Genomic DNA, 24,839 nt, shown 5'->3' with positions numbered 1-24,839 from the left:
CTGATTGATGTTTCACCCCACTCAAATAAGAAAACCATTCACGGATGAATGGTTATTCCGGGCAGGACGCCCGTAAAAGCTGGTTCTGGAAAGCGCTCACCCAAGCCAAATAAAAAAGATCTTCTGATGACGCTTGCATCTTGGCAAGAGTGACTGGCGCACAAGACACCAATGCCTCTGAAATCGGAGAACGTGATTGTGCGTCAAATTTCGGAGCCGACGGCTGGGAATATAAAACTTGTAATGTAGCAGTTTGGGACGCAATCAAGTTCCTCGATTTCAATCACATCTCCGAAGCGCCCCAGGTACATTTTCAAGGCCGAAAAAGTACCCCAAAAGGTGTCCGCCACCTATTCTCTGGTTGAGAACAGATGGTGGATTGGTTGAAACATTTAATTCATGATGCGTTTAGGTACTTTCTTAATCTTATTGCTAATAAATATGTAGACATCATCATTATTTATGAGCATGACGAGGAGTAGCAAAACTAATACTGCAAGCTTCATATTATTGAATGCTATTGTTGAATCAAAAAGCTCCAATAAAAATGTGATGCAAGGTGTTATGTTAATGATGATATTAGTCTTAATGACACTTGTTCTTTCAATACCTTTTTGAAGCATCCATATGGGAATAGCATTTCCTAATACAACTATGATTGGGAGATACATCCAGAAATCAGATCGAACTTCCGTTAATGATTCAGGGGTTGGTAATAATAAATAGCATACACAAATAAGCAGTGGGAATCGGAATGATTGTATATTTTCTGCCTTAAATGACATTTTTGATAATTTCTTCGCTATATAAGTACCCATAACCAGACAAACTGAAGTTAAGATACAAACAAAGCTGAGCATCAGAGTGAAAGTTAAGCCAGAATGGAATACATTTGACCTTGTGGACTCAACAGCAAGCATGACTAACATGGTTACAATAATAGCTAACATCACTGTAATAACAGTGGTTTTGGCGTCAATTGATTTACCAGTAACAAGCTCAATCAGAACTGATATTATTGGGCTGAGGCCAAAAATAATAGCAACCATGATTGAGGGCTCAGTCCATTTCAACCCGATAAATAGCCCAACCCAAGAACCTAGGGTCGATATATTTAGTAAGATGATTAATTTATAGCTTTGAATTAAAGTATAAATTTTTACTGGTGATACTGTGAGTGTCACCAGTAAAAAAACAAGCCAAGTACAGGAAAAAGTCCAAAACAGTAACACAAATAATTCTATGCTCTGCAACAACCCTGATAATAATACATCAATGGCAGATCCTAAGATACAATAACCAAGAATGAAATATTGACCAGATGTTTTACTATCTCTATTCATGAAAATTAAACATTCCTTGTTTCTCAAGTGAGACAATAAAATTATAATCGGCAGTAAGTTGGTCATAATTACGATGACTTAATGCGATCCAACCGGGAGAAGTAAATACATCAGTGGTGAATGTAATCTTCTGACCATAAGATGGCATATGCGATGCCTTATAAGATGGCAAGTTCAGAATAGTATCAACATGTTTGACCGATTCAACAATGCCAGAACCCGATGATATCAGTTCTTTAATTTTTAAATGCCGGAGAGGTTTATAGTCTTCATCAACTGAGGTAAGAAACTGCTTAGGGGAACATATACTCAATACAAACTCATCAATCTGTGTTCGTTTCAACGCCAGAGAAGAGAGTGCTGGAAAACCGGCTCCGTGAGGCCGAGCACCGGTTTCGATGAGTGTCCATCCATCCGACGTTAAAAACAGTTCTGAGTGACCAGCCCCATATTCTATTCCGATCGCATCCAGAACACTAAAGACATATTCCTTGAGAGTAGAATAGGTTTGAGCATCAAGCGAAGTTAGCTCAGTAAACTCGCAAATTGAATCACAGCCATTGTAACTTCCTTTACCCATTTTCCAAATAGCACAAATTTTGTGTGAGCCAGCGTAGCTGACTGTGTCTACTACGTATTCTTCTCCGTCAATAAAGGGTTGTAATATAATAGCTTTATTCTTTAAATTAAGTTGGTTACTTTTATTGAGCAACCGATTTGAGTGCTCTAGGACAGCATCTAAATTACCAGATACAAATACGGAATCAGTACCTGCACTATCAACAGGTTTGATGACAACTTTAGAATAATCATTCAGTAACGCCTCAGCGTGACACATCGCGTCGGCCTGTGTAGTCACGCTGTAGGTCGGTATATGTCTAAGATTGGCATCTATCAAACTTTGCTGCATCAAATATTTGTTTCTTCGAACATTACTTGTGTTCTTATTGTTTCCATTTACGTGTAATTCAGCGGCTAAATCATCTGCAACTTCAATACCTGTTTCGCAACCGGCAATAACAGCAATTACATCAAAATCCTTCAACGTACTGACTGTATTATTATCTTCATAATGAAGATTAATGAAAAAATCATCATCTCTAAAGCTATCTAAAAGATTTGTAGGCAAATTTTTCCTACTTTGTACATGGGCACACCGGTACCCCTTCTTAATAAATTCGTGAGCCAAGTCATTACCCGATGAATAAGCATCAACAAGAACTACGACTTTTTGTAAATGTTCAATCTTCATATTACGAGTCACCCCAAAAATATCATCATCGGTTAGATATCATATACAGTATCAAGTCTTTTATCTCGTGATACTTTATGAATAGAGGGTTTAACTAATGTGGAAAAATTAGCACCTTCAATATTTTTTGCTAACTTCATCATTTCCAAATATTTATCAGAATTATTTTCTTCACATTGATATATTTTGTACCGCCAATAACGCCAAAGTGAAGTAAGTACAGCCGCATATTCTGTATAGGTTTTTAACACATTAAACTCAGATTCCAATATAATTTTTCTTGATTGGTAACCAGTAATTAACGATTCTGCTTTCGTAAGAGATAATTCCCCATCGATACTACAAGTACCGACGATAGCCATACCGATATCGAAGACTGAGTGATAGATACAGGCTAGCTCGAAGTCAATCATACTGACGAACTGCTCTCCATTGAATAACATATTATCGTAGAAAAGGTCACTATGAATCACTGATGTAGGTAAACCATGGATGTGGTTCACAGCCAGTTCACTCAGCCTGAGCTTAGCCCAGTTTTCATATTCAATATCAATATTGGCATCTAGAGCATCCATAAACTTCTTCTGCTCATAGAAAATAGAATCACCGATAAAATCAGGGATCGGTATTTCATGTAGTTTGGCCATAGTCGCACCAAGTTGTTTGAGCATCCCTTCACTCAAATCTTTGTAGACATGACCATTCATGTAAGTTCTCAATAGAGATGGTTTTCCCCTGAGTGTAATAGAATGGTTTTCTTGTTGTTCAGGGCTGATTAGGCGCGAAGTCCTAAAATTATTTGACTCCAACCAAACCAGTGTATTTGCCATGATTTCAACTTCATCACGGGTTTGTTCCTCAATAATACTCAGGACACAGTCACCAATATTAGTCTCAATAAGAAAATTGGTATTACCAGACCCCTCTCCCAAGAAAGCACTGGTTTCTATCGTGAGCCCATAGACGGATTCAATATGTTGAATCTCATCACGCTTCAACTTTAAACTCGTTTCCATTACCTTTTCCAAATTTATTCACGATAGAGCTTGATTTAAATCTTCATATAGATCAGAAACGTCTTCGATCCCGACAGACATTCGTATTAACTGTGTCGTAACTCCAGACCGTTTTTGTTCTTGTGGACTAAGACTTCTGAAAGATGATGAAGCCTGATAAGGAGAATTTAATGTTGTTTCTAAATCACCCAGACTATTTGAAGGGGTAATTAAGTTTAATTTGCGTTGAAAACTTGTCGCGTCAAATCTTTGTGACAGTTCAAAGCTAACCATTCCGCCAAACCCATGCATCTGATCACATGCTATCTTGTGATTTTCGTGACTTGGTAAACCAGGATAGTGAACCTTCGTAATATTTGGGTGTTCATTTAATCGAGAAGCAAGTTCCAAAGCATTCTTATTTACCTTATCCATTCGGATCGCCAAAGTACGCAAACTTCTTTCAAAGAGGTGACATGCTTGAGCATTTAAGCATCCGCCAAAATCGTTCATGTAGTCTGCCATCAGTGAAATCGACGCTTCACTGCCTACAGCGACGCCTCCTGATACATCGCCATGTCCACCTAAAAACTTGGTCGCGCTGTGTAGCACCATATCGACCCCAAGGTCCAATGGATTTTGATTAATTGGCGTCGCAATGGTGTTATCAATGAACGTGAATAATCCTTTGCTTTTTGCGAATTTGGCTAATTGTTCTATATCCAAAATCTTCAATAATGGATTAGTAGGACTTTCTATATAAATAGCCCTAGTATTAGAATTCACTGCCTTAATGATACTCTTAACATCACAACTTTCGGAAATACTGTATGTAATGCCAAGCTTTAAAAAATGATTCTGAACAAACTTTAGTGCTCCCGAATAAACGCCATTCTGAAGCACAATATGATCACCTGCTTTTAAGTGTGAAAGCATCGCTGTCGAGATGGCGGCCATACCAGAGCTAAAGATTAATGCAGCTTCACCACCACTCTCTAATGCACACATCTTTTGAGCAACTGCACGTTGGTTCGGTAAGTTGGCATGTCTTGGATAGACATCTTCACTCATATCAAGGTGTCTATGAGAACTCGAAGGAAATAAAGGGGACAGAATTCCACCATTCATGTCATCCTTTATTGTTCCGCTATGAACAGCAATAGTTTGTTTTGATTGCACTATTGATACCCTTTGTATAGTAATTGTAGATATGAATTTATGATTACACGATATGTGTAGTGATTAGTTTGGTGTGTTTGGTGTTGCCAACATCGGAGTGAAATCAATGAGTATGACATCGCGATGACCAATTTCCGATTGCTCATCGACATAAATGGGCTTTACTTGATGCCATACTAATTCGTCAACCAAGCCGATTGAGTCGAGCGTATCATGCATAATTTCTCTGCAAAGAACGTTAGTCTTCGTATTATCTGTAATAATATTTTCACCACCACACACACCGACACGATTGATCAAATGGATCCACGTACATGGCTCACCATCTTTATGAAGTCGGTTGGGCACTGAAATGCTAGGTGAATCAACTTTCGCTTCCATGCGAATAAAATGGATTCCAACTTCCATAGGTACCGTTGAAGAATATTGTCTTAACGGGGAGTTTTCAAAGTCGTGAAGAATCATTGAGCGAATGAGATTATTTGACAATATATCATTTGGTACGGGTTGGAACGCTCTCGCTTGCTCCATGACTTCATCATTAAATCCGATATCTTGTTTGTAATAAGAAGTACGCTCAGAAGAATGAGGGATAAGGAGTTTATAGCAAGGAAGAAATATGTATTTACTATGCTGACGATAACGACCAGAATTTTGATCGTATGGGTCGATGGCAAGGGAATCAAAATGCTTTTGAATGATATTTAAGTCATGCTGCTGACTAGGACTCAGCGTGAAATCATTGGAGCGTAAATAACAAAATCCTAACTCCGTCATTCTAGAATATGCATCCAATTTACAGATAAGTGGTGTACCAAAATCTGTATTCGTTTTGTAATTACTACTGGAAATATCATTCTCGATAATCATCGTATAATCACCTATCATGCAGGGTTATAATTTTCTATATAAATTACGCTGATAAATATATAAGATTGTAGATAACGCGTTATCCGTAGTAATAGAAACTGACGGGATCTCATATATAATCTAGCAATATGGCTCCACTGTTATGGAAATATATATGGTCGTTACCATTTTAATAGATTCACACATAGTAGGAACTTCCTCATGAAGGTTGATATGTACTGATTGCAATCCGAAAAAAGTGACATTTTTGTAACATTCTTCGCTCATTTCCCCCACAAACCTATTAGGTTAATATACCAATGAACATCTTTAAATTAGCACATTAAACTGAGAGATAGTCATGACAGAATTTTCTATTGAAAATGAAAATGCAACTCATATCTAATCAACCAATAGCACACCAGATGAGAAGGGATAAAATTGCAAGAGTGTTAAGTACTTGAATGAGTCATTAAACAATTGTAAATTTAGGTAGTGATTTTAAAGTAAGATGATAATTCGTATGATTCTATATCGAAAATCATCATATACCCCCCTATATAACTAAGGATTTATATGCTTGATATTTCTGAATTTCCAGATGAAAACGCTAAAAGATTTGTCGCGGTATTGAATAAAAAAGTTGATATAGGGAGACTATTGAATGCTCTTGGACACATGACTTCTGGACTCATTGCTCAGGTAAAAGATATTGATAGTCTGTGTTTCTTAGAATACGAAGACATGGACGGAGGAATTCATCCTTCGATTTCGCATTATCCATTTATTGTTTTAAAAGCGGATAATTCGAATAAAATACGAAAAGTCCGGAATGAACTTATACAGCGTCAAATTCCGTTCACTGACTTTATTGATACAATGATCATCGGTACGTCTGAAGAACAGCTAAAAGCGACTTCAGAAACAGCAGAAAATGATTTGGAATATTTTGGTGTATGTATGTTTGGTAATACTTCAGAGTTGAAGGATTTGACGAAGGCATTTAGTCTCTTCAAATAGGATTAATAATAGTGAAATAGAAACATGACTACCCTTAATCTATCAAAAAATAAAAGCTCGTATCATATTTCAGCATCTATATTTGTACATGAATACAATAAGTTAGTGTATCTCAACGTATCTCCTACTTTGAAATTCGCACAACCAGTTGTGGACACCTCGTTAGTGAGTCGTGGCATTTCATAATGAGGTAGAGTGAATAATGTTGTGGTCACCTAGTTCTCAAACGTTTCAGGCGCTAAATTACTGGCCTTCAATGCACTCTCAATTGCAGCTTGCTTTTCAGCAAGCTTTATATCGCCGACATCAAGCAGAATACCAATATATGTACCACTGTGTGCAACAGCAACGCCAAGCCCGCCATACTGCTCGCAGAGGTCAATGAATAAACTCAGATATGGATTGGGTCTGAAACGTTGATTTAACATTGAACTCATCGTGGTAACACGGCCGATCTCATGGCAGTTACGCTGTCTGATAGCATGTTGGAGACGTTCCAATAAACACTCGTATTGCTTCATCTCCGTGAGGCCAATCCGGGGAAGCGTTTTTTTATGCGCCACGGTATCGACACAACCCCCTTCATCATAAGCAACAATCAACATCTTCGGTAATGGGCCAAGATCGGCAATTAAATGTCCGGTATTTTGATGGAACGCGACACAGTGACCATACATCACAGCATCGGTTGGCTCAATCTGACACATCATATGAGCGAGGTCGTCATTGCTGATACGGATGTGATGATGGTCTGTAATCGCTCGGGCCACTGCAACGAGGTCTGCCGACGAGCTTGCTAAACCTTTACTCTCAGGAATATCCGAATCAATCTCAAGTAAGCCGCTTAATGGCAATTGATATCGGCTCAGCAGCGCATATGCCAACGCCAGCGCCTTGGTCTTATGGGGCGGACAAACTTGCAATCCCGTCTCATCTTCTCCGTGATAAAACTTTGCTTTCACGTATCGACGAATCGGAAACGTCACAAGAAAGCCTTGCCCATTCGGCAAAGCACCTTGCAGTAATTCGCCAAATGTTCCGCAAGACTGACCAGAACCAAAATGACAGAGGCCGCTTGAATCCTGTGGTTCTGACAGGATATCAATCAACGGCTCAGCAGGAGTTTCAAACATGAGCAACGCCTCATTCAACCAGTTCGGTTATCCATCATAGCAATAGTTCGGTCAATACCATGATAAAAAAATGCGACCATGACTCTGCACGCATCACGCGCGATTTGGTCGATAAATAAAGCTATCCCCAAAGGGACACCCGTCATAAATAACAGTCTCGATGATCAACCTCTATGATATTCATCCAAACCGACTCATCTCATCATGACAGGCTCGGATTGCGACGCACCCGTAACTTTCGCGGTACTAATTCAATGCCGGGCTGATGGCGTTTCGCGGTTGCATTTAAAGCAACTGCCAGTGCGCTGTCTGCGATCAGTTCAAACTGCTGCGGGAGTGAATTAATTTTCAGCGGTAAAAAATCAAGCAGGCGGTTATCCCCGAAGGTTGCCAAGCGGATGTTGTCCATCAGTTGCGGATGTTCCAGCAGGACATCCAGAATTCCTTCCAACAATGTATATGAGGTCGATACGATAGCTTCCGGCACGGTGCCTTTATTCACCCACTCAGAAAAAACTTTTTTCCCTTCTTCGCGGTTAAAGTGCTCACCATACCCTTCTAAAATCTGAATTCCTTTGGCTTTCACCGCAGCTTCAAATCCCAATTGACGATCGGTAGAAATGCTCAGCTCCGGTAATGCACCAATCAGACCAATCGACTGAAGCTGATCATCCAGCACCGATTCGGTCAACTCCAGGGCAGCACTATAATCTTCACTGACCACACACGCGAAGAATTCATCATCGAGTGGGCGGTCAATCGCAATCACAGGGGTGCCGGCCTGTTGGAGCCCATAATAAAATTCACTGGCATTTGGAATCGAGCTGGCGACAAACAAAGCATCGATCCGGCGAGCTATCAGTGTGTTTGCGACGGACATTTCAGTTTCGGGACAGTCATCCGAGCAAGCAATGAGAATTTGATATCCCGCCTGTCTGGAATTTTGTTCCAGTAATTTAGATAAACGCGCATAACTGGTGTTCTCCAAATCCGGGATAATCAATCCGAATGACCGACTGTTCCCAGCCCGTAAAGCAGAAGCCGTGTGATCAGGACGATAGTTATGCGCATTCACCACATCCATAACTTTCAGCTGAGTCTTTTCACTGATGCGATACTTTTGTGCTTTTCCATTGATCACATAACTCGCAGTGGTTTTAGACACTCCAGCTAATTTGGCAATTTCATCTAGTGTCATATCGCTACTCTTTTTAGTGTGCGTCGGATCATAGAAATAAAAATTAAGATCCTCAATAGGATTGAACTATATGCTGAATCGATTCACTATAAAAGCTGAAAGGATTCAGCAAAATTCAAAAATGATAGCGAAATCTAGTTTTTTAGACTATTTATTAGATAGCTTCGGTATTATGAGCAATATGAAGTGATTTTTGCTGACTTTTTTTAAATAGACACTGAAACGATTCAGCTATTTTAATGATAAAACGATTGTGCAGACACCTAGGGATAATCTCCCGGCCAGAAACTCCATTAGAGAGCTATCGGATGTGTCCGCACTAAAGCGCCAAATAAGGCAATTAAAGGGGCCAAACATGCTGCAACTCACTCCTCATGATATCCATCTGGAACAGTCTCAATCGAATAAACAAGATGCTATTCGAGCGATTGCCACTCATCTGAGCGAGAAAGGACTCGTCGATACTGGTTACGTGGATGGAATGCTCAATCGGGAAGCACAAAATTCAACATTCCTCGGCAATGGGATTGCAATTCCACACGGCACAACCGACACCCGTTCTTTAGTTAAACAAACCGGTGTTGCGGTTCATCATTTTCCTCAGGGTGTTGACTGGGGTGATGGCAATATGGTTTATGTCGCAATCGGTATCGCTGCTAAATCTGATGAGCATCTCGGTATTCTGAAACAACTGACCAAAGTGCTGTCAGCCGATGGTGTTGAACAAAAATTGCAACAAGCGAGTAAAGCACAAGAAATCATTGCCCTGCTCAATGGCGACGTTCAGTTTGAAGCCGACTTTGATGAGACACTAATCCAACTGCAATTCCCGGCAACTGATATGACACCGCTGTCTGCTGTCGCAAGCGGACTGCTGAAAAACAAAGGCTGTGTCAGCAGCGATTTTGTTGCAGATGTGATCGCCAAAGAAGCAACGCCACTCGGTGGCGGACTGTGGCTCACCAGTAGCAATCGTGGTGTTACCCGCACCGGTCTGGCATTCATTACTGCCAGCGATGCTTTTGACGTACAAGGACAGTCGGTTAAAGGACTGCTCGTGGTTGCAGCTTGCAATGGTGCACATCAGCCACTGATGCAAAAAATCACTGACATTGTCTTCCAGAAAAACCAACAGTCCTTATTTACCAGTGACAAACAAGCCGTTCTGGCAGCGTTTGGGTTGGCTGAATCCGTACCGACAGACGCAAATAACGACGCCAACACTGCCGTTTTCCAAGTGAAAAATGCCCATGGTCTACACGCTCGTCCGGGAGCAATGCTGGTAGCGGAAGCGAAGAAATTTGAATCTGACATCAAGGTCGCCAATCTCGATGGCGATGGTAAAGCCGTCAATGCCAAGAGCCTGATGAAAGTGATCGCACTGGGTGTGAAATGCGGACACCGACTTGAATTTACCGCCAACGGCCCTGATGCAAGCCAAGCGCTTGAAGCACTGGGTGTCGCGATTAATGCAGGTTTAGGCGAACAGTAAGGGATCATTATGACGAATCGAGTAGTCACCATTACACTCAACCCCGCACTGGATCTGACCGGCAGTCTTGACACATTACAAGTGGGGTCAGTCAGTCTGGTCAAGCAAGGGTCACTGCATGCTGCAGGGAAAGGCGTCAACGTCGCCCAGGTACTCAGTGATCTGGGTGCCGAAGTGACGGTGACCGGTTTTCTGGGTAAAGATAATCAGGACATCTTTTGTCAGCTATTTGAAGCAATGGGCGCAACGGATGAATTTATCCGTGTTGATGGCGCAACCCGAATCAACGTGAAGCTGGTCGAGTCTTCCGGAGAAGTCAGCGATATCAATTTCCCCGGTGTCGAAGTGTCATCACAAGCTATTGACGAATTTGAAAAAACCTTGTTCCGTCTGGCTGAAAGTCACGAATACTTTGTACTGGCAGGCAGTTTGCCGAAAGGCGTTTCACCTCAGCTGTGTGCATCTTGGATCGAGAAACTGCACCAACTGGGTAAGAAAGTGTTGTTTGATAGCAGCCGCGATGCGCTTGCAGCCGGTTTGAATGCTCATCCGTGGTTAATCAAACCGAATGATGAGGAATTGTCTCATTTCGTCGGCAGACCGCTTGAGTCTGCGGCTGAATGCCAGCAAGCAGCGAGTGAACTCGCCGCAAAAGAGATTGAGAATATCGTCGTCTCAATGGGTGCAAACGGGGTGATGTGGCTGAACAACGATCAATGGCTACATGCAAAACCACCTCGGATGAATGTTGTCAGTACCGTCGGCGCCGGTGATACGCTGGTTGCCGGGTTGTGCTGGGGACACATGCAGTCCATGAAGAAGGAGGAACTACTTACCTTTGCCACGGCATTATCTGCACTAGCAGTGAGTCAGGTGGGTGTCGGTGTCGCCGATATCCAAGAGTTAAACACCCTACAACAGCAGATCCAATTACAACCGTATAGCCCTGAGGCTAGTAATTAAGGACAACAATAAGGTCGTAACTATGAAAATTGCCATTATTACCGCGTGCCCGAGCGGCGTCGCAAATAGTATTCTCGCTGCCGGTTTGTTAGAGCAAGCAGCAAAGTCTCTGGATTGGTCAGCAACGGTTGAATGTCACTCTTCCGTTGTCGATGGCTATACGCTCACTGATGCTGATATTGCGGAAGCGGAGCTGGTTGTCATTGCTGCCAATACACCTGTTGATACCACCCGTTTGGTTGGCAAAAAAGTTTACCAAAGCGATATTGCCGCATGTACAGCGGATCCGGTTGCTTATCTGAAAACGGCCGCTGAACAAGCGCAAGTCCTTGACAAAGCGCAAACGGTTGCCACCGCAGCGCCAGCCGCATCAGCAAACACTGCCAAGAAAATCGTTGCGATTACAGCCTGTCCGACAGGTGTTGCGCATACATTCATGGCTGCTGAAGCTCTGGAAAATACCGCCAAAACCATGGGACACCAGATTAAAGTGGAAACACGTGGTTCTGTCGGTGCGAAAAACCAACTGACAGCCGAAGAAATTGCAGCAGCAGATCTCGTCATCATTGCCGCTGATATTGAGGTCCCACTGGATCGCTTCAACGGTAAAAAGCTCTACCGGACTAAAACTGGCCCGGCATTGAAAAAAACACAGGAAGAGATCGAAAAAGCATTCGTTCAAGCAACTGTTTATCAGGGCTCTGCCGGTTCAAATGAAGCAGCAAATGAAGAGAAGAAAGGTGTCTATAAACACTTGATGACCGGTGTATCACACATGCTGCCTGTGGTTGTTGCCGGTGGTTTGATCATCGCATTATCATTCGTCTTCGGGATTGAAGCCTTTAAAGAAGAAGGAACGCTTGCTGCTGCACTGATGAAAATCGGTGGAGGTTCAGCATTTGCACTGATGATTCCTGTTTTGGCGGGTTACATTGCCTTCTCGATTGCAGACCGTCCCGGACTTGCCCCCGGCTTAGTCGGTGGTATGTTAGCCAGCTCTATCGGTTCCGGTTTCCTTGGTGGTATTGTCGCTGGTTTCATCGCCGGTTATGCAGCCAAACTGATTGCGGATAAAGTGCAACTGCCTCAGTCGATGGAAGCGTTGAAACCGATTCTGATCATCCCATTCCTGGCAACACTGGCGACTGGCTTGATCATGATTTATATCGTGGGTACACCAGTTGCGAATATCATGGCAGCGATGACCTCATTCCTTGAGAATATGGGCTCAGGCAATGCGATTCTGCTGGGTATAATTCTGGGTGCAATGATGTGCTTTGACTTGGGTGGTCCGGTCAATAAAGCAGCCTATACCTTCGGTGTTGGTCTGTTGGCTTCTCAACAATATCTACCAATGGCTGCAATCATGGCTGCCGGTATGGTGCCTGCGTTGGGTATGGGTGTTGCAACCTTTATTGCCAAAAATAAATTTGAGAAAAGCGAACAAGAAGCAGGTAAAGCATCATTCGTGCTGGGTCTGTGCTTTATCTCAGAAGGTGCCATTCCATTTGCTGCTAAAGACCCGATGCGCGTCATCCCTGCCTGTATGGCTGGTGGTGCAGTAACCGGCGCATTGTCTATGCTGTTCGGTGCAAAACTGATGGCACCTCACGGTGGTCTGTTCGTATTGTTGATTCCAAACGCAATTTCACCGGTTCTGATGTATCTGGTTGCCATCGCGGTTGGTACAGCAATCACAGGTCTTGGCTATGCGATGATTAAACCTCAGTTAGCCTTAGACAAAGCAAAAGTAGTCTCCTAAGACCTATCGGGGCATAATTTTGCTCCATTGAAAAATTGAAAACGGTTTGCCAGTGGGAACGACATCCCACTGGCTTTTTTATATTCTATATCCATTCATAAATAACGATACTTCACTGTCACCATTCACCATTTCTCGAACCAGTCTCGTCACCAAATATAAAAATCCCCTCAGACATCATGCCTGAGGGGATCAAATGCAGTTGTTTAATACGATCGCTCAACCACCGGTTCCAAATGGTAAGCTAACATATCACTGCATAGATTATCGGCCTAAATAGTTCATCAGCCAGCGCATTGCCGGACGTGGTGATCCGTCGTCATAAATCAGTCCGGAGCCATCGACCCACGTTCTGCCGACCACATAACCCCACAGGGTAATACCTGCAACCGCATCAGAGTTATAGAAGAGCGGGAACTGTCGTTTCATGACATCCAACTGAGCCTGATCATTGGTTTTGGCAACATCATATTCCGAAATATAGATCGGTAATCCCAGTGCAATCACTTTGTTCAGATTCGCTTGCAATGCAGCATTCGAGAAGCCTTCCAATCCATGAGACTGAAGACCAATCGCATCGACAACGCCAGCTTGTACCGCAGGTTTTGCCATTGCAATGAATTGATCAGTGTTCCAGCTTAACACGTTGTAATCGTTCAGAATCAATGTTGCATTCGGACAATATTTACGTGCCAGTTGGAATGACTTGATGATCCAATCATTACCAAATGCTCTTCTGGCGTATTCGGCCGGAGCATGACCCGGTGTTGCTTCGTTCACCACATCAATCATCGCAACATCAGGATAGCGATGGCAGAAATCACGGATCCATTCTTCAATTTCACCCGCCTGCTCAGATGGGCTTAAGCTATCGATCCAAGTCGGATACTGATTTCCCCAGACAAACGTATGTTGTTTAAATGGAATATTATGTTGTTTCGCATAATTATAAGAGGCATCAATGCCACTCCAGTTGTAAACATCACGCGTTCTTTCGACAGATCCCCATTTTCCTTCATTCTCTGGTGTGATCTGATTCCAGTATCTGGTGAAATCTCCGCGGACCTGACCAGATGTTGTGATATTCCCGACGAACTTTTTACCGTTTCCGGGGGTAGGGTTATCGGAACCACCGCCACCAACATCTTCAACCGACATATCATCTGCATAGTAACTGACTTTGCTATTGTCAGATTCAATAATGAAATGCTGGAACGGTGTGCCAGACTGGGTGTATGAACCTTTCAGCTCAGTCCACTGATAATCCGTGGCTTGCGCGCTTGCAATCCGTACATATTCATTGCTTGTCGAACTATCTGCATCATCGGTCCGTTTACCGGTCAGAATAATGTTTGTGCTCTGAGATCCCGGGGCTAATCTTACCCAGACGGATACGTTATATTTTTTACCATTGACTAATGGTGCAGGCTTAAACGTAATGCCGTTCCAAGTTGCGTTACGGTTTAAAATAAGTACACTCGCCGCCCCACTATGACTTGCTTGATTTGTACGGGTGATATAACCACCAATCGATGACCAGTTGGTTAACCCATTTTCAACACCACCATTATTTGCCAAACCAGCAAATGATTCCGAAGCATAATATGCTGCGAAACCTGATGGTGCCGCAGCACTGACATCTACCTGAGTATCGGCAACCGCACTCATAAATGGCATCGTCAAGGCAGCCAGAGCCGTCAAGACTGGTGCTGTCCGGAACTGCTTCGTATTGAAACCCAGCCATTGTCGTTGTGTTCTTTCCTTCATGTTTTCTCCTTTGCGTTAAACGCTGATATCGCGGTTCACCAAGAGCCTTCTTCAGTTGTGGAGAAGGCTACGACAAACCACTCAAATATAGACCAGAAATATAAATCAGGTCGCATATAGAATATCACCAAATTAAACGTTTGAGGGCTGTCACTTCAATTTTTGTTATTTCCGTCCATATATTTTTAAAACGAAGTATCAATCTGTGATCATATCGTCGAATTAAAGCTAGTAATCGGTGAAGGGTTAATTGGGTTGTCAGGAGCATGATATTTCTACAAAAATGGCCTCAGGATACTTTCGGATCCTGAGGCCATTGAGAAATTAGTCATATCAACTGTTTGTTTTTAAACCGTCAGTTTAATTTTATTAATTATATTTAGTGAAAAATATCAATAATCTGTGCCGTTTCATGGGATGCCATATCTCGAAAAAAGCTTTGCCCGAGTCGTACGGGGAAGCGAGTCCGCTGCGCAGCGTCTGTCAGCATAAATTCAGTTCGCTCTTTAATCTCTTTGCCAAATTCAACCCAAGTCACCACCACTGCATGTCGCTCATCTGCAGCATGAGCTCTGGTCGATGCAACATGCATCCAACGCATGACCGGTAAACTGACGGAAGCACTTTTACGCTGACCGGATTGAATACTGAACTGAACCCAATCTTGACCGCTGCGCTGAAAATAGTTGATATCCGTCGTCGATAACTGGGACATCTCGGCATCCCGATCAAGCTGAGCCGGAAACTTTTCATCGACCCCCGGCAGATACACCCAATTTTTCTGATCGGCATCTGACGGCTGATCTGAGGATCCGGTTGTTACATCAGTGGTGGTCTGAATATCATCTGCGGTATGTTCATTAAGGCGATCAGCTCCCGTTGGCTCAGCAGATACCCCGGGCTCACTGACATCCGCTTGCACATTCAACGTCTCCTGTGTGGCAATATCGCTCTGGGGTGCGAATTCATATCCGTAGGATTGATCGATCTGCTGCATGACTTTTGCGCGATCTGCATGGCTTGTATCATGCTGCATTGTTGATGTCTCAACATCAACAGATCCTGTATTGCTACATCCCACCAGCCCACTCAACAGCATCAATATTATCCATGACTTCCATGGTCGTTTCATCCGATTCCCCCACATTTATTGGGCCGCCAAATTTTATGCTGCCACTGAAACTCATCAACTGAATCATATCGATTGATGACTGATCTATTTCTTACTTATCTATTTCTTACTTATCAAATTGTGGCGGTTTATAGGTAATTTTCAAGATGTTAGCTTATTTTTTATCCTGAAAACTACAAATTTTTACGCTTTATGTCTACTCAACAGTGATCTGCTTTCCACCGATGTACATCAAACGAGCAACCTGAACGGTGGTCTGTTCAAGGTTATTGCCAGCCTGAGTCAATGCATCGTCAAGCGTCATGACCGATTGTACCGTACCGAAAGCTGCATCAATGCCAACCTCATGCAGTTGCCGCTCAGTCGCTTTCACGCTCCCGGCAAGGGCGATGACGGGTTTCCCATAACGTTTTGCGAGCCGGGCAATCCCAACGGGCACTTTGCCATTGAGACTTTGTGAATCAAGACATCCTTCACCGGTAATCACCAAGTCACAACTGGCAATTGCCGCTGTCAGATCCAGCGCTTTGATCACGAGCTCGATGCCCGGAGACAATCGGGCATCGAGAAACGCCATCAGTGCAGCACCCACGCCACCGGCAGCCCCCGCACCGGGTTGTGTATCAACGGCTTTACCTAACTGACCTTCAATTACAGCGGCATAATGAGCTAAGCCTCGATCCAACGCCTGTACCATTGCTGGTGTCGCGCCTTTCTGGGGGCCATAAATTGCTGCCGCCCCCGATTCTCCGGTCAACGGATTCGTCACATCACAGGCCACCTCAATCTTACATGACTGCAAGCGTGGGTCTAAACCGGAAAGATCAATCGAATCCAGCCGAGACAACATTGCGCCACCGGGAGGCAACTCATTCCCTTGTACATCGACAAACGACGCACCCAACGCTTGCATCATCCCGACGCCACCATCATTGGTGGCGCTCCCGCCGATTCCCAACACCAGATGACGAATCCCCTCGTCGAGTGCGGCGCTGATCAACTGTCCGGTGCCCAAACTCGTCGTCAGTAACGGATTACGTTCATCAACAGCCAGCAACGCCAATCCGCTGGCTGCCGCCATTTCGATAAACGCAGTTTGTCGATCATGACTCATCCCCCACTCCGCATTAATTGCAATGCCAATCGGATTGTGAACGCGCGCGGTCACTTTTTGCCCTTGAGAAGCCGCAACCAGTGCATCGACAAATCCTTCCCCGCCATCGCTAACCGGTTTTTTGATGCATACGGCTCCGGGAAAAACTTGCTGCCAACCTTGTGCAATAATTTCAGCCACCTCAACGGCACTCAGGCTCTCTTTAAATGAATCAGGGGCAATCACAATTCTCATCAATATCTCTCCGCTGAGTCTGATAGGCTACCATGTTGTGTCAAACCATATTCAATAACTCTAATATTATCATTCAATATAAAGGTAAAATTACATTTACTAATGATATTAATAATTATTTCATCAAATTAATCTTTCACTTTTAACTAGTGAAGTAACACTTTATTTACGCTACGTTTACATACAGGTTACTAAAAAATTCAATAAAAACCGTGGTTGAGGAGAAGTAAATATGAAAGTTTTAGTTCAGTTTGATCAAAGCGGAAAACACCGAGACAACGTATGGGAAGCACCGATTACCCATGCTAAAGGTGAATTGTTAGCCGTTAGTCCGATGCTTGCCGTTCAATTACTCAAAGATCATCAGGCTCATCTTTGTCTCAATGAATCCGGAGAGATTTTATTCAGCGCGTAGCTCACATTTTATTCAGTTGATTACGCTCAACTGAACAGCCCTTAGCGGAATTCCCCCACATGTTTGGGTGGCGCCACAGTCCAAGGCAATACCCAACATGTTTTTCTCTTTGCTTTTATCTCTATTTCCCGGTTTTCGGTGTGAGCAACATCCGAATCGCACAATCACACATATCATCAATATGTTGGCTATCGGCATACACGCCATCGATGACCAATCGCGCTAAACCGTGCATGGTGCTCCAAATGACCTGTGCGAGCCGCACGGTTGTTTCTTCCTGAGGGAAAAGCCCCGCCTGCTGCCAGCAAGCGGTAATTTCCACCTGATACTGAAAGCAAAGATAGGCAATGTCTTTTAAGGCCGGCGTGGCTTGAGCCTGCTTCCAGATTGCCCGGCCAAACATTAGTTCGTATGTTTCCGGCGTTGTGGTTGCATCATGAATATAGTGATAGAAGAAGCGGCGAAACGTTTCGCGATGATCATACTCAGCGCTTTCGACCAACTGACGGGTCCGCTGATACCAATGATGAAACCCCTGCTCGGCCAAGGCGCAGAGTAATGCATTTTTATCCTGAAAATGGTGATATAACGCTGTCCGTGACACACCGACGTGATCCGCCAGTTTGCGTAATGACAACCCTTCAATCCCTGTCTCTCTCAACATGAGACCAGCAGACTGTAATAGGCTCCGACGCAAATCACCATGATGGTAGTTCAATTTTCTTGATTTCATACTCTGTAAATTAGCATGAATCTTGACAGTGTCAAAATCATCGACAATATTGACACTGTCAAGATAATAATCGAGGGACATGATTCATGACGACATCGACTCACCCAGACTACCCACATCTGTTCCAACCACTCGACTTAGGGTTTACCACCCTGAAAAACCGAGTATTAATGGGGTCGATGCATACCGGATTGGAAGACATCCCCCATGGTGAAAAACGTCTTGCCGCTTATTATGCTGAGCGCGCCAGAGGCGGCGTCGGTTTGATTGTGACCGGTGGCATCGGGCCGAATCCCGAAGGAGCGACGCATCCGAATAGTCCGGGGCTTAGCACCGCTGCGCAAATTCAGGCCCATCGGGTGGTCACACAAGCGGTTCATGCCGAAGGGGGCAAAATCTGCCTGCAAATTCTGCATACCGGACGATATGCCTATAACCCTGCGCTGGTGGCACCGTCGCCAATTCAAGCACCGATTAACCGCTTCACACCCAAGGCACTCGATGAACAAGGGATTGAAAAGCAGCTCGATGATTTTGTGCAAACGGCACTCAACGCACAACAGGCCGGTTATGATGGTGTCGAAATCATGGGCTCAGAAGGTTATCTGCTCAATCAGTTTATTACCACCCGCACCAACCAACGTGATGATCAGTGGGGAGGAAGCTATCACCAGCGTATCCGTTTTCCGCTGGAAGTGGTACGACGCGTCAGGGAAGCCGTCGGCCCGCATTTCATCCTCATTTATCGCCTTTCGATGTTGGATTTGGTTGAGGGGGGCTCAAGTGCCGCAGAAATCACCGAACTCGGTCAGGCCATTGAAGCTGCCGGGGCCACCCTGATCAATACCGGTATTGGCTGGCATGAGGCCAGAATCCCCACCATCGCAACCTGTGTCCCCCGGGCAGCTTTTACGTGGGTGACGAAACATTTCCGTCAGGCCTTTAAGATTCCGGTGATTACCACCAACCGGATTAATACTCCGGAAATGGCTGAAAGCGTACTAGCCCGCGGCGATGCCGATATGGTTTCCATGGCGCGCCCTTTTCTGGCCGATCCCGAATTTGTCTACAAAGCCCGGCATGGTCGCAGTGATGAAATCAACACCTGTATCGGCTGTAATCAAGCGTGTCTCGACCATGTCTTTGTCGGCAAAATCGCCAGTTGTCTGGTCAATCCGTTTGCTTGTCATGAAACCGAGTTAGTGGTCAGCCCCACTTCTCAACCGAAGCGGATCGCTGTAATCGGAGCAGGCCCGGCCGGACTCGCCGCAACCGTAACAGCGGCGCGGCGCGGTCATCACGTCACCTTGTTCGACGCAGCCTCTGAAATTGGCGGTCAGTTTAATATTGCCAAACGGATTCCGGGGAAATCCGAGTTTCACGAGACACTGCGCTATTTTCGTCGTCAACTTGAGTTATTGCAGGTCGATATTCGGCTCAATACCCACGTTGATGTTGCCCAACTCAATCAGTCAGATGCGGATGAAGTTATCATTGCAACGGGCGTCTTCCCCCGGACGCCTGCAATTGAGGGGATCGATCACGCGAAAGTGCTCAGTTATCTCGATGTATTACGTGAGCAACACTCCGTCGGGCAGCGAGTCGCCATCATCGGTGCCGGAGGCATTGGATTTGATGTTGCGGAATATCTGTCGCACGAACCGAACCAAACCACATTGACCACACCCCAGACATTTATGCAGCAATGGGGTATCGATATGACCCTCAAGGCCCGCGGCGGGATTGAAGGCGTTCAGCCCCACGCTCAAAAATCATCACGCCAGATTTATCTGCTCCAGCGTAAAACAACCAAAGTCGGTGCCGAGTTAGGTAAAACGACCGGCTGGATTCATCGCACCAGTTTGCAAAACAGAGACGTGCAAATGATATCAGGCTGTGAGTATTTGCGGATCGATGATGACGGACTATGGCTACGGGTTAATGATGAAGAACAATGTCTCGGTGTGGATCATGTGATCATTTGTGCCGGGCAAGAACCGTTACGAACCCTGACCGAGGGGCTGAATAAACCCTACCATTTGATCGGAGGAGCCGATATCGCTGCCGAACTCGATGCCAAACGGGCCATCCATCAAGGAACCGTCACTGCCATAAAGATATAATGCCCTACAACCATTCCTCCCGATCCGGACGGCTTAAACCTAAACCACGCCTTGAAGCCAGTCGTTTTCGAACGCTTCTGCCGGGATAGGTTCCGAGAAAAAATAACCTTGGAGTCGATTCACGTTCAGTGACTGGCAGAACTGTTTTTGTTCTTCAGTTTCAATCCCCTCAGCCACGGTTTCATAGCCCAGTGAATGGGCAAACGCACAGATGGCTTTGAGCAACGTCCGTTGCTTCTCATCATCGGCACTTTGTACAAAGGATTTATCGATTTTCAAAATACTGAACGGGAACTGACTCAGATGCGATAAAGATGAGTAACCCGTACCAAAATCGTCCAATGAGAGACGCACCCCCGTTGCTGACAAGTTATTGAGCATTTCAATCGCACTAAGGCTATTTTCTAAGTGACTTTCCGTTAACTCTAATTCAACGAGATTTGCGGGAATATTGTATTGTACCAGACAGTTTTGCAGGTATTCCGACAGCGCATGATCCTTTAACTGACGAGCGGAAAGATTGACCGCAATGGAAAAGTGGATGTGCGCTCCCTGTGCAGCATCGACCCACTGGCTAAACTGGTGGCAAGCGGCTTGGATCACCCAGCGACCAATATCAATAATCAGGTCGGATTCTTCTGCAATCGGAATAAATTCATCGGGTTGTATCATGCCCAAAGCGTGATGTTGCCAACGGATCAAGGCTTCGACACCGACCAACTGTTCTGAATGTGTATCCAGTTGCGGTTGGAAATACAGGGTCAACTGATCGCTTTTTATCGCTTGCTTTAAGTCAAACTCCAACTGCATCCGCGAGACCATTTTTTGATGAAAATCAAGGGAATAATACTGAACGCGGTTACGGCCAAGCTCTTTGGCACGATACATGGCGACATCAGCACATTTCATCAACCCTGTCGCATCCGTCGCACATAATGGATAAGTTGCAACCCCAATACTTGCGGAAACTTCCACGGTTTGCCCCTGAATCATCATCGGTTTTTCTAAAGATTTTAAAATACGATCAGCCAGCAAGCGGACCTGCTCAAGTTGCGGCAGATCGTAAACAAGAATCGCAAATTCATCACCGCCTAAACGGCACAACTTGTCACTTTTACGGATGGGTTGCTCCAAGCGTCGGGCAATCTCTTGAAGGAGGCAGTCTCCGGCTTGGTGCCCCAGCACATCATTGACTTTCTTGAAGTTATCCAAGTCTAACAACATCAGTACCAGTTGCTCGCCACTGCGTGAATTTTTGGTCACAGCATCCCGGAGTGCTTCATCAAAAAAGTACCGATTGCGTAACCCGGTCAAACTGTCACGCTCAGCGATATACCGCAGTTGCTCATGACTCGATCGGATTTGTTGCTCAAGTGAATGCCGCTCTTGTGAAAGCAAAATCGCACGTTTCAAACGTGACGCTGTAATTTCACTTTTCATAATGAAATCTTGCGCTCCGGCTTCGATACACGCTAACGCCAGCTTTTCATCATTACTATGGCTCAGCATCACAATCGCGGTGGAATAATCATTCTCCCCCCGAATCTCACGCAATATTTCAATGCCGTTTGAGGGCGGGATCTGATAATCGAGTAAAATCATGTCATAAGCTTGCTCACCAGCCAGACGAATGCCCTCGGCGGCGGTATCAGACTGATCAATTTTATCTAAAATCAGCTCTGACTGATGCAAAGTTCTTATCGCTGACATCCGGTCCACCGCATCATCATCAATAATTAAAATATCCATAGAACTCCTTGCCTTTACCCCGGGATTTCAACTAATGGGCCAGGAAAATGAAAAAGTGAGCCCACGTTTACCGTCTGACTGAATCTGATATGAGCAGTGATAACGCTCTAATATTTTTTTAATGATCGATAATCCCATGCCGCTCCCTTCGACCTGATCTCGGGGCTTGAGTGTATGAAAAATATCAAAGACTTTTTCCTGATGCTCAGCCGGAATTCCCGGCCCGTCATCTTCCACCTCAAAATGCAGATACTGTGGCGATTGAGACACCTTGATCGCAATATTTCCCGTCTTTTGATCGTGGTGTTTCATTGCGTTCCCGATCAGGTTTCTGATAATTTGTTCCAGCGGTGTGGCAACTGTCGTCACGACTTCATCAGGTGCATCGACCGTTAACGAAAAACGGCCGTCATGATTCAGCAAATGAAATACATCATCAATCATAGACGCAACATGAACGGGATGAGGCAACTCTTTATTTCTGCCGACACGCGAATAGGTAAGTAAATCATCTAACAAATTCTCGAGGCGAGAGATCCGGCTTTTCATTAATTCAAGATGCGCAGAGGTCGTTGCTGTCAATGTTCCTTCACTATCCTCTTCGATCCATTGCGCCAACTGGTTAATCCCTCTGAGTGGTGCTTTTAAGTCATGTGATGCGACAAAGGCAAACTGATCCAATTCGCTGTTTGCCTCTTGCAAATCCTGGTTTTTTTGTTGGAGGTTCTGACTGGCCTGTTCCAGTTCTTCTTGACGCAATTTTAAACTGGCCGTGACTTTTTGTGCGTACTCAATCGCATTACGGTTTGATCGGGCAAGGATGAAGAAAATGGCGAAAAGCAACACATCAATTATCAGGCCGCTGAACAGAATGATTAAAGGCTGAGCATGGCTTTGCTGCGTCCGGAATAGCTGTGTCGATTGCAGATAAAAACGCCATAGCCGTCCATAAAGTTCCAGCGTTATCTCTCGTTGAAAGAGTGCGTCAGCATCGAGATTTTCAGAATCCGAGTCCAGCTCGGAATACAGCAGCGTATCTCCGTCATGGATGCTGAAATTGACGAGACGATTGACATTTTTTAAGGTGCCATCCATTAATTTGTACATGATGAATGGCGCATAAACCAACCCTTTAAAATCGCCGTCGGTTTCACCATATCGGTCAGAAGCGCGATTCGATGAATACCACGGCGCATAAAATAAAAATCCCGGGGTTTTCTGATCATCCTGAACTAAGGTAATCGGGCCGGTAATATTCGCGTGCCGGGTGTCACGTGCTTTTTTCGCTGCGGTATAGCGATTGATTTCGTGTGCCATATCTAAACCAACCGCCCGGTGGTTTTCAGCTTGCGGTTCGATATAGGTGATCGGCCAGTATTCGGGCTCTGAATGAGCAGGATGAAGCGCGTAGTCAGGTATGGATGCCCGTTGCCATGCCAGATAATTCGCAAGCTTTTCCGGCGGCACATAGTGAATCACCCCAATGCCGTTAATCCCCGGGAAACGCTGGTCAATCTGTAAGCTTGCTGAAAATTCTCGCCAATCTTCCCGCGAGGCATCACGCGGAAACATTTTTAATGCGGAGGCCCCTGCCCATAATGCTTCTTCGTAGCGAATCATTCGCTCTTGTACCAGCTCGACGATTTGCTGTGACTGAAATTCAAACTGATTGGCGATTTTCAGATTGGTCTGGCGCTCGGTAATGTAGTAAGCACCAAAAGTTAGTACCAGAGACAACGAAATAACAGCCCAGTGATACCAATGTAATCCAGAGGTAATCCCCTTCACTTCATACTCTATGTTTTTCGATCGAAATGGCATCGATGGTATGACCCAAAATAAAAACGATATTTTCAAGTTAGTTGAAGGAATCGAAAACCTCAATATTCGCTCAATCAGCGATTACTGCTAATTTGAGCGATACGATCATTCAAGGAAAATCAGAGTAACCCCCGGAAATGCATCCAAGACTAACCGGTTTACTCAGGAAGTTGGGCAAAACTCGGAAGGGTGTCTGAATTTTTTGACCAGTCCGCCTGACTGTCGATAAAAATATTCGCGTCGGGAGTGCGTGGGAGATCTGAATCAAGGCTTCCTGCCGGGAGCAGGATTATCGTGTTGTCGATCACGGTAGGTACGGCAGAACCACAGTTTTGGCAGAAACTTTTCACATGACGGCTGTCGGGGCAGTGATAGGTTTTCACTAAATCGTCCCCGCTCAACCAGTGAAAAGCGGTTGGTTGGACAAATAAATTTGCTGCATGAGCCGACCCGGTATCTTTACGGCACCGTTGACAGTGACACAGGAAAAATTTCTGTAACTCACCGGCCAGTTCATACCGGACACTGTTGCAAAGACACGATCCTTGGAAATGATTCATACTTC

At 44.6% G+C, this 24,839-nt stretch carries 20 protein-coding genes; 6 read left to right on the top strand and 14 right to left on the bottom strand.

The window, feature by feature from the left end; all coding sequences use genetic code 11:
• Positions 1 to 392 precede the first annotated feature (392 nt).
• The 5 genes from VRK_RS17150 to VRK_RS17130 form a co-directional block, all read right to left on the bottom strand.
• Positions 393 to 1,343 carry a hypothetical protein gene (locus tag VRK_RS17150; protein ID WP_059122505.1) on the bottom strand — a complete coding sequence of 317 codons (951 nt, stop codon included), beginning with the start codon at positions 1,341 to 1,343 and terminating at the stop codon, positions 393 to 395.
• Complete coding sequence (locus VRK_RS17145) at positions 1,336 to 2,595, bottom strand: ATP-grasp domain-containing protein (protein WP_059122504.1); 1,260 nt, start codon at positions 2,593 to 2,595, stop codon at positions 1,336 to 1,338. The genes VRK_RS17150 and VRK_RS17145 overlap by 8 nt, the downstream gene beginning before the upstream one ends.
• A gap of 32 nt (positions 2,596 to 2,627) precedes the next feature.
• The gene (locus VRK_RS17140) at positions 2,628 to 3,611 is read right to left on the bottom strand and encodes a phosphotransferase (RefSeq protein WP_059122503.1); all 984 of its coding nucleotides are present in this window, start codon (positions 3,609 to 3,611) and stop codon (positions 2,628 to 2,630) included.
• An 18-nt stretch (positions 3,612 to 3,629) separates the two neighbouring features.
• Positions 3,630 to 4,769, bottom strand: coding sequence for a trans-sulfuration enzyme family protein (locus VRK_RS17135; RefSeq protein WP_059122502.1), 1,140 nt, complete (start codon positions 4,767 to 4,769; stop codon positions 3,630 to 3,632).
• 63 nt (positions 4,770 to 4,832) lie between these two features.
• Positions 4,833 to 5,639, bottom strand: coding sequence for a 2OG-Fe dioxygenase family protein (locus tag VRK_RS17130; RefSeq protein WP_059122501.1), 807 nt, complete (start codon positions 5,637 to 5,639; stop codon positions 4,833 to 4,835).
• A gap of 564 nt (positions 5,640 to 6,203) precedes the next feature.
• On the opposite strand from VRK_RS17130, the gene VRK_RS17125 reads away from it, so the two are divergent.
• Positions 6,204 to 6,638: a DUF2000 domain-containing protein gene (locus tag VRK_RS17125; RefSeq protein ID WP_197413168.1), complete on the top strand. Its 435-nt coding sequence runs from the start codon at positions 6,204 to 6,206 to the stop codon at positions 6,636 to 6,638.
• Positions 6,639 to 6,853: 215 nt separating this feature from the next.
• Here VRK_RS17125 and VRK_RS17120 read toward each other — a convergent pair whose 3' ends face one another.
• Both VRK_RS17120 and cra read right to left on the bottom strand, forming a co-directional pair.
• Entirely contained in the window at positions 6,854 to 7,771 is a 918-nt protein-coding gene (locus tag VRK_RS17120; RefSeq protein WP_059122499.1) for a GHMP family kinase ATP-binding protein, read from the bottom strand.
• 202 nt (positions 7,772 to 7,973) lie between these two features.
• The gene (cra, locus tag VRK_RS17115; RefSeq protein WP_059122498.1) at positions 7,974 to 8,969 is read right to left on the bottom strand and encodes a catabolite repressor/activator; all 996 of its coding nucleotides are present in this window, start codon (positions 8,967 to 8,969) and stop codon (positions 7,974 to 7,976) included.
• 355 nt (positions 8,970 to 9,324) lie between these two features.
• On the opposite strand from cra, the gene fruB reads away from it, so the two are divergent.
• The 3 genes from fruB to fruA are packed head-to-tail and all read left to right on the top strand — an operon-like array spanning position 9,325 to position 13,186.
• Complete coding sequence (gene fruB, locus VRK_RS17110; protein ID WP_059122497.1) at positions 9,325 to 10,461, top strand: fused PTS fructose transporter subunit IIA/HPr protein; 1,137 nt, start codon at positions 9,325 to 9,327, stop codon at positions 10,459 to 10,461.
• A 9-nt stretch (positions 10,462 to 10,470) separates the two neighbouring features.
• Positions 10,471 to 11,424 carry a 1-phosphofructokinase gene (gene pfkB, locus VRK_RS17105; RefSeq protein ID WP_059122496.1) on the top strand — a complete coding sequence of 318 codons (954 nt, stop codon included), beginning with the start codon at positions 10,471 to 10,473 and terminating at the stop codon, positions 11,422 to 11,424.
• A gap of 22 nt (positions 11,425 to 11,446) precedes the next feature.
• Positions 11,447 to 13,186 carry a PTS fructose transporter subunit IIBC gene (gene fruA, locus VRK_RS17100; protein WP_059122495.1) on the top strand — a complete coding sequence of 580 codons (1,740 nt, stop codon included), beginning with the start codon at positions 11,447 to 11,449 and terminating at the stop codon, positions 13,184 to 13,186.
• A gap of 264 nt (positions 13,187 to 13,450) precedes the next feature.
• On the opposite strand, the gene VRK_RS17095 is transcribed toward fruA, so the two are convergent.
• From VRK_RS17095 to VRK_RS17085, 3 genes are all read right to left on the bottom strand, one after another.
• Positions 13,451 to 14,953 (bottom strand): endo-1,4-beta-xylanase, encoded by a 1,503-nt coding sequence (locus tag VRK_RS17095; RefSeq protein WP_059122494.1) that lies wholly within the window; start codon positions 14,951 to 14,953, stop codon positions 13,451 to 13,453.
• Between the two features lie 379 nt (positions 14,954 to 15,332).
• Positions 15,333 to 16,052 (bottom strand): putative ATP-dependent zinc protease, encoded by a 720-nt coding sequence (locus VRK_RS17090; protein ID WP_231735797.1) that lies wholly within the window; start codon positions 16,050 to 16,052, stop codon positions 15,333 to 15,335.
• 229 nt (positions 16,053 to 16,281) lie between these two features.
• Positions 16,282 to 17,433, bottom strand: a complete 1,152-nt coding sequence (locus VRK_RS17085) for a glycerate kinase (protein WP_059122492.1) — start codon at positions 17,431 to 17,433, stop codon at positions 16,282 to 16,284.
• 232 nt (positions 17,434 to 17,665) lie between these two features.
• Between VRK_RS17085 and VRK_RS17080 the strand changes: the two genes are divergently transcribed.
• Entirely contained in the window at positions 17,666 to 17,848 is a 183-nt protein-coding gene (locus VRK_RS17080; RefSeq protein ID WP_059122491.1) for a hypothetical protein, read from the top strand.
• A 121-nt stretch (positions 17,849 to 17,969) separates the two neighbouring features.
• Here the strand turns inward: VRK_RS17080 and VRK_RS17075 are convergent, their stop codons facing one another.
• A complete protein-coding gene (locus VRK_RS17075) occupies positions 17,970 to 18,581 on the bottom strand; it encodes a TetR/AcrR family transcriptional regulator (protein ID WP_059122821.1) in 612 nt (203 codons plus the stop codon).
• Positions 18,582 to 18,667: 86 nt separating this feature from the next.
• On the opposite strand from VRK_RS17075, the gene VRK_RS17070 reads away from it, so the two are divergent.
• Positions 18,668 to 20,704, top strand: coding sequence for an NADPH-dependent 2,4-dienoyl-CoA reductase (locus VRK_RS17070; RefSeq protein ID WP_059122490.1), 2,037 nt, complete (start codon positions 18,668 to 18,670; stop codon positions 20,702 to 20,704).
• Between the two features lie 39 nt (positions 20,705 to 20,743).
• On the opposite strand, the gene VRK_RS17065 is transcribed toward VRK_RS17070, so the two are convergent.
• The 3 genes from VRK_RS17065 to VRK_RS17055 all read right to left on the bottom strand — a co-directional run bounded on the left by VRK_RS17065 (position 20,744) and on the right by VRK_RS17055 (position 24,834).
• Positions 20,744 to 22,453, bottom strand: a complete 1,710-nt coding sequence (locus tag VRK_RS17065) for a putative bifunctional diguanylate cyclase/phosphodiesterase (protein ID WP_059122489.1) — start codon at positions 22,451 to 22,453, stop codon at positions 20,744 to 20,746.
• Positions 22,454 to 22,480: 27 nt separating this feature from the next.
• Positions 22,481 to 24,241 carry a CHASE domain-containing protein gene (locus tag VRK_RS17060; protein WP_231735796.1) on the bottom strand — a complete coding sequence of 587 codons (1,761 nt, stop codon included), beginning with the start codon at positions 24,239 to 24,241 and terminating at the stop codon, positions 22,481 to 22,483.
• Between the two features lie 191 nt (positions 24,242 to 24,432).
• The gene (locus tag VRK_RS17055; RefSeq protein WP_059122487.1) at positions 24,433 to 24,834 is read right to left on the bottom strand and encodes a GFA family protein; all 402 of its coding nucleotides are present in this window, start codon (positions 24,832 to 24,834) and stop codon (positions 24,433 to 24,435) included.
• Positions 24,835 to 24,839 lie beyond the last annotated feature (5 nt).

Origin of the sequence: Vibrio sp. MEBiC08052 (assembly GCF_001506075.1) — a bacterium.
In the GTDB taxonomy this organism is placed as follows: Bacteria; Pseudomonadota; Gammaproteobacteria; order Enterobacterales; family Vibrionaceae; genus Vibrio.
Note: the sequence above shows the minus strand (reverse complement) of the source record. Positions and strands in the feature narration are given on the sequence as shown.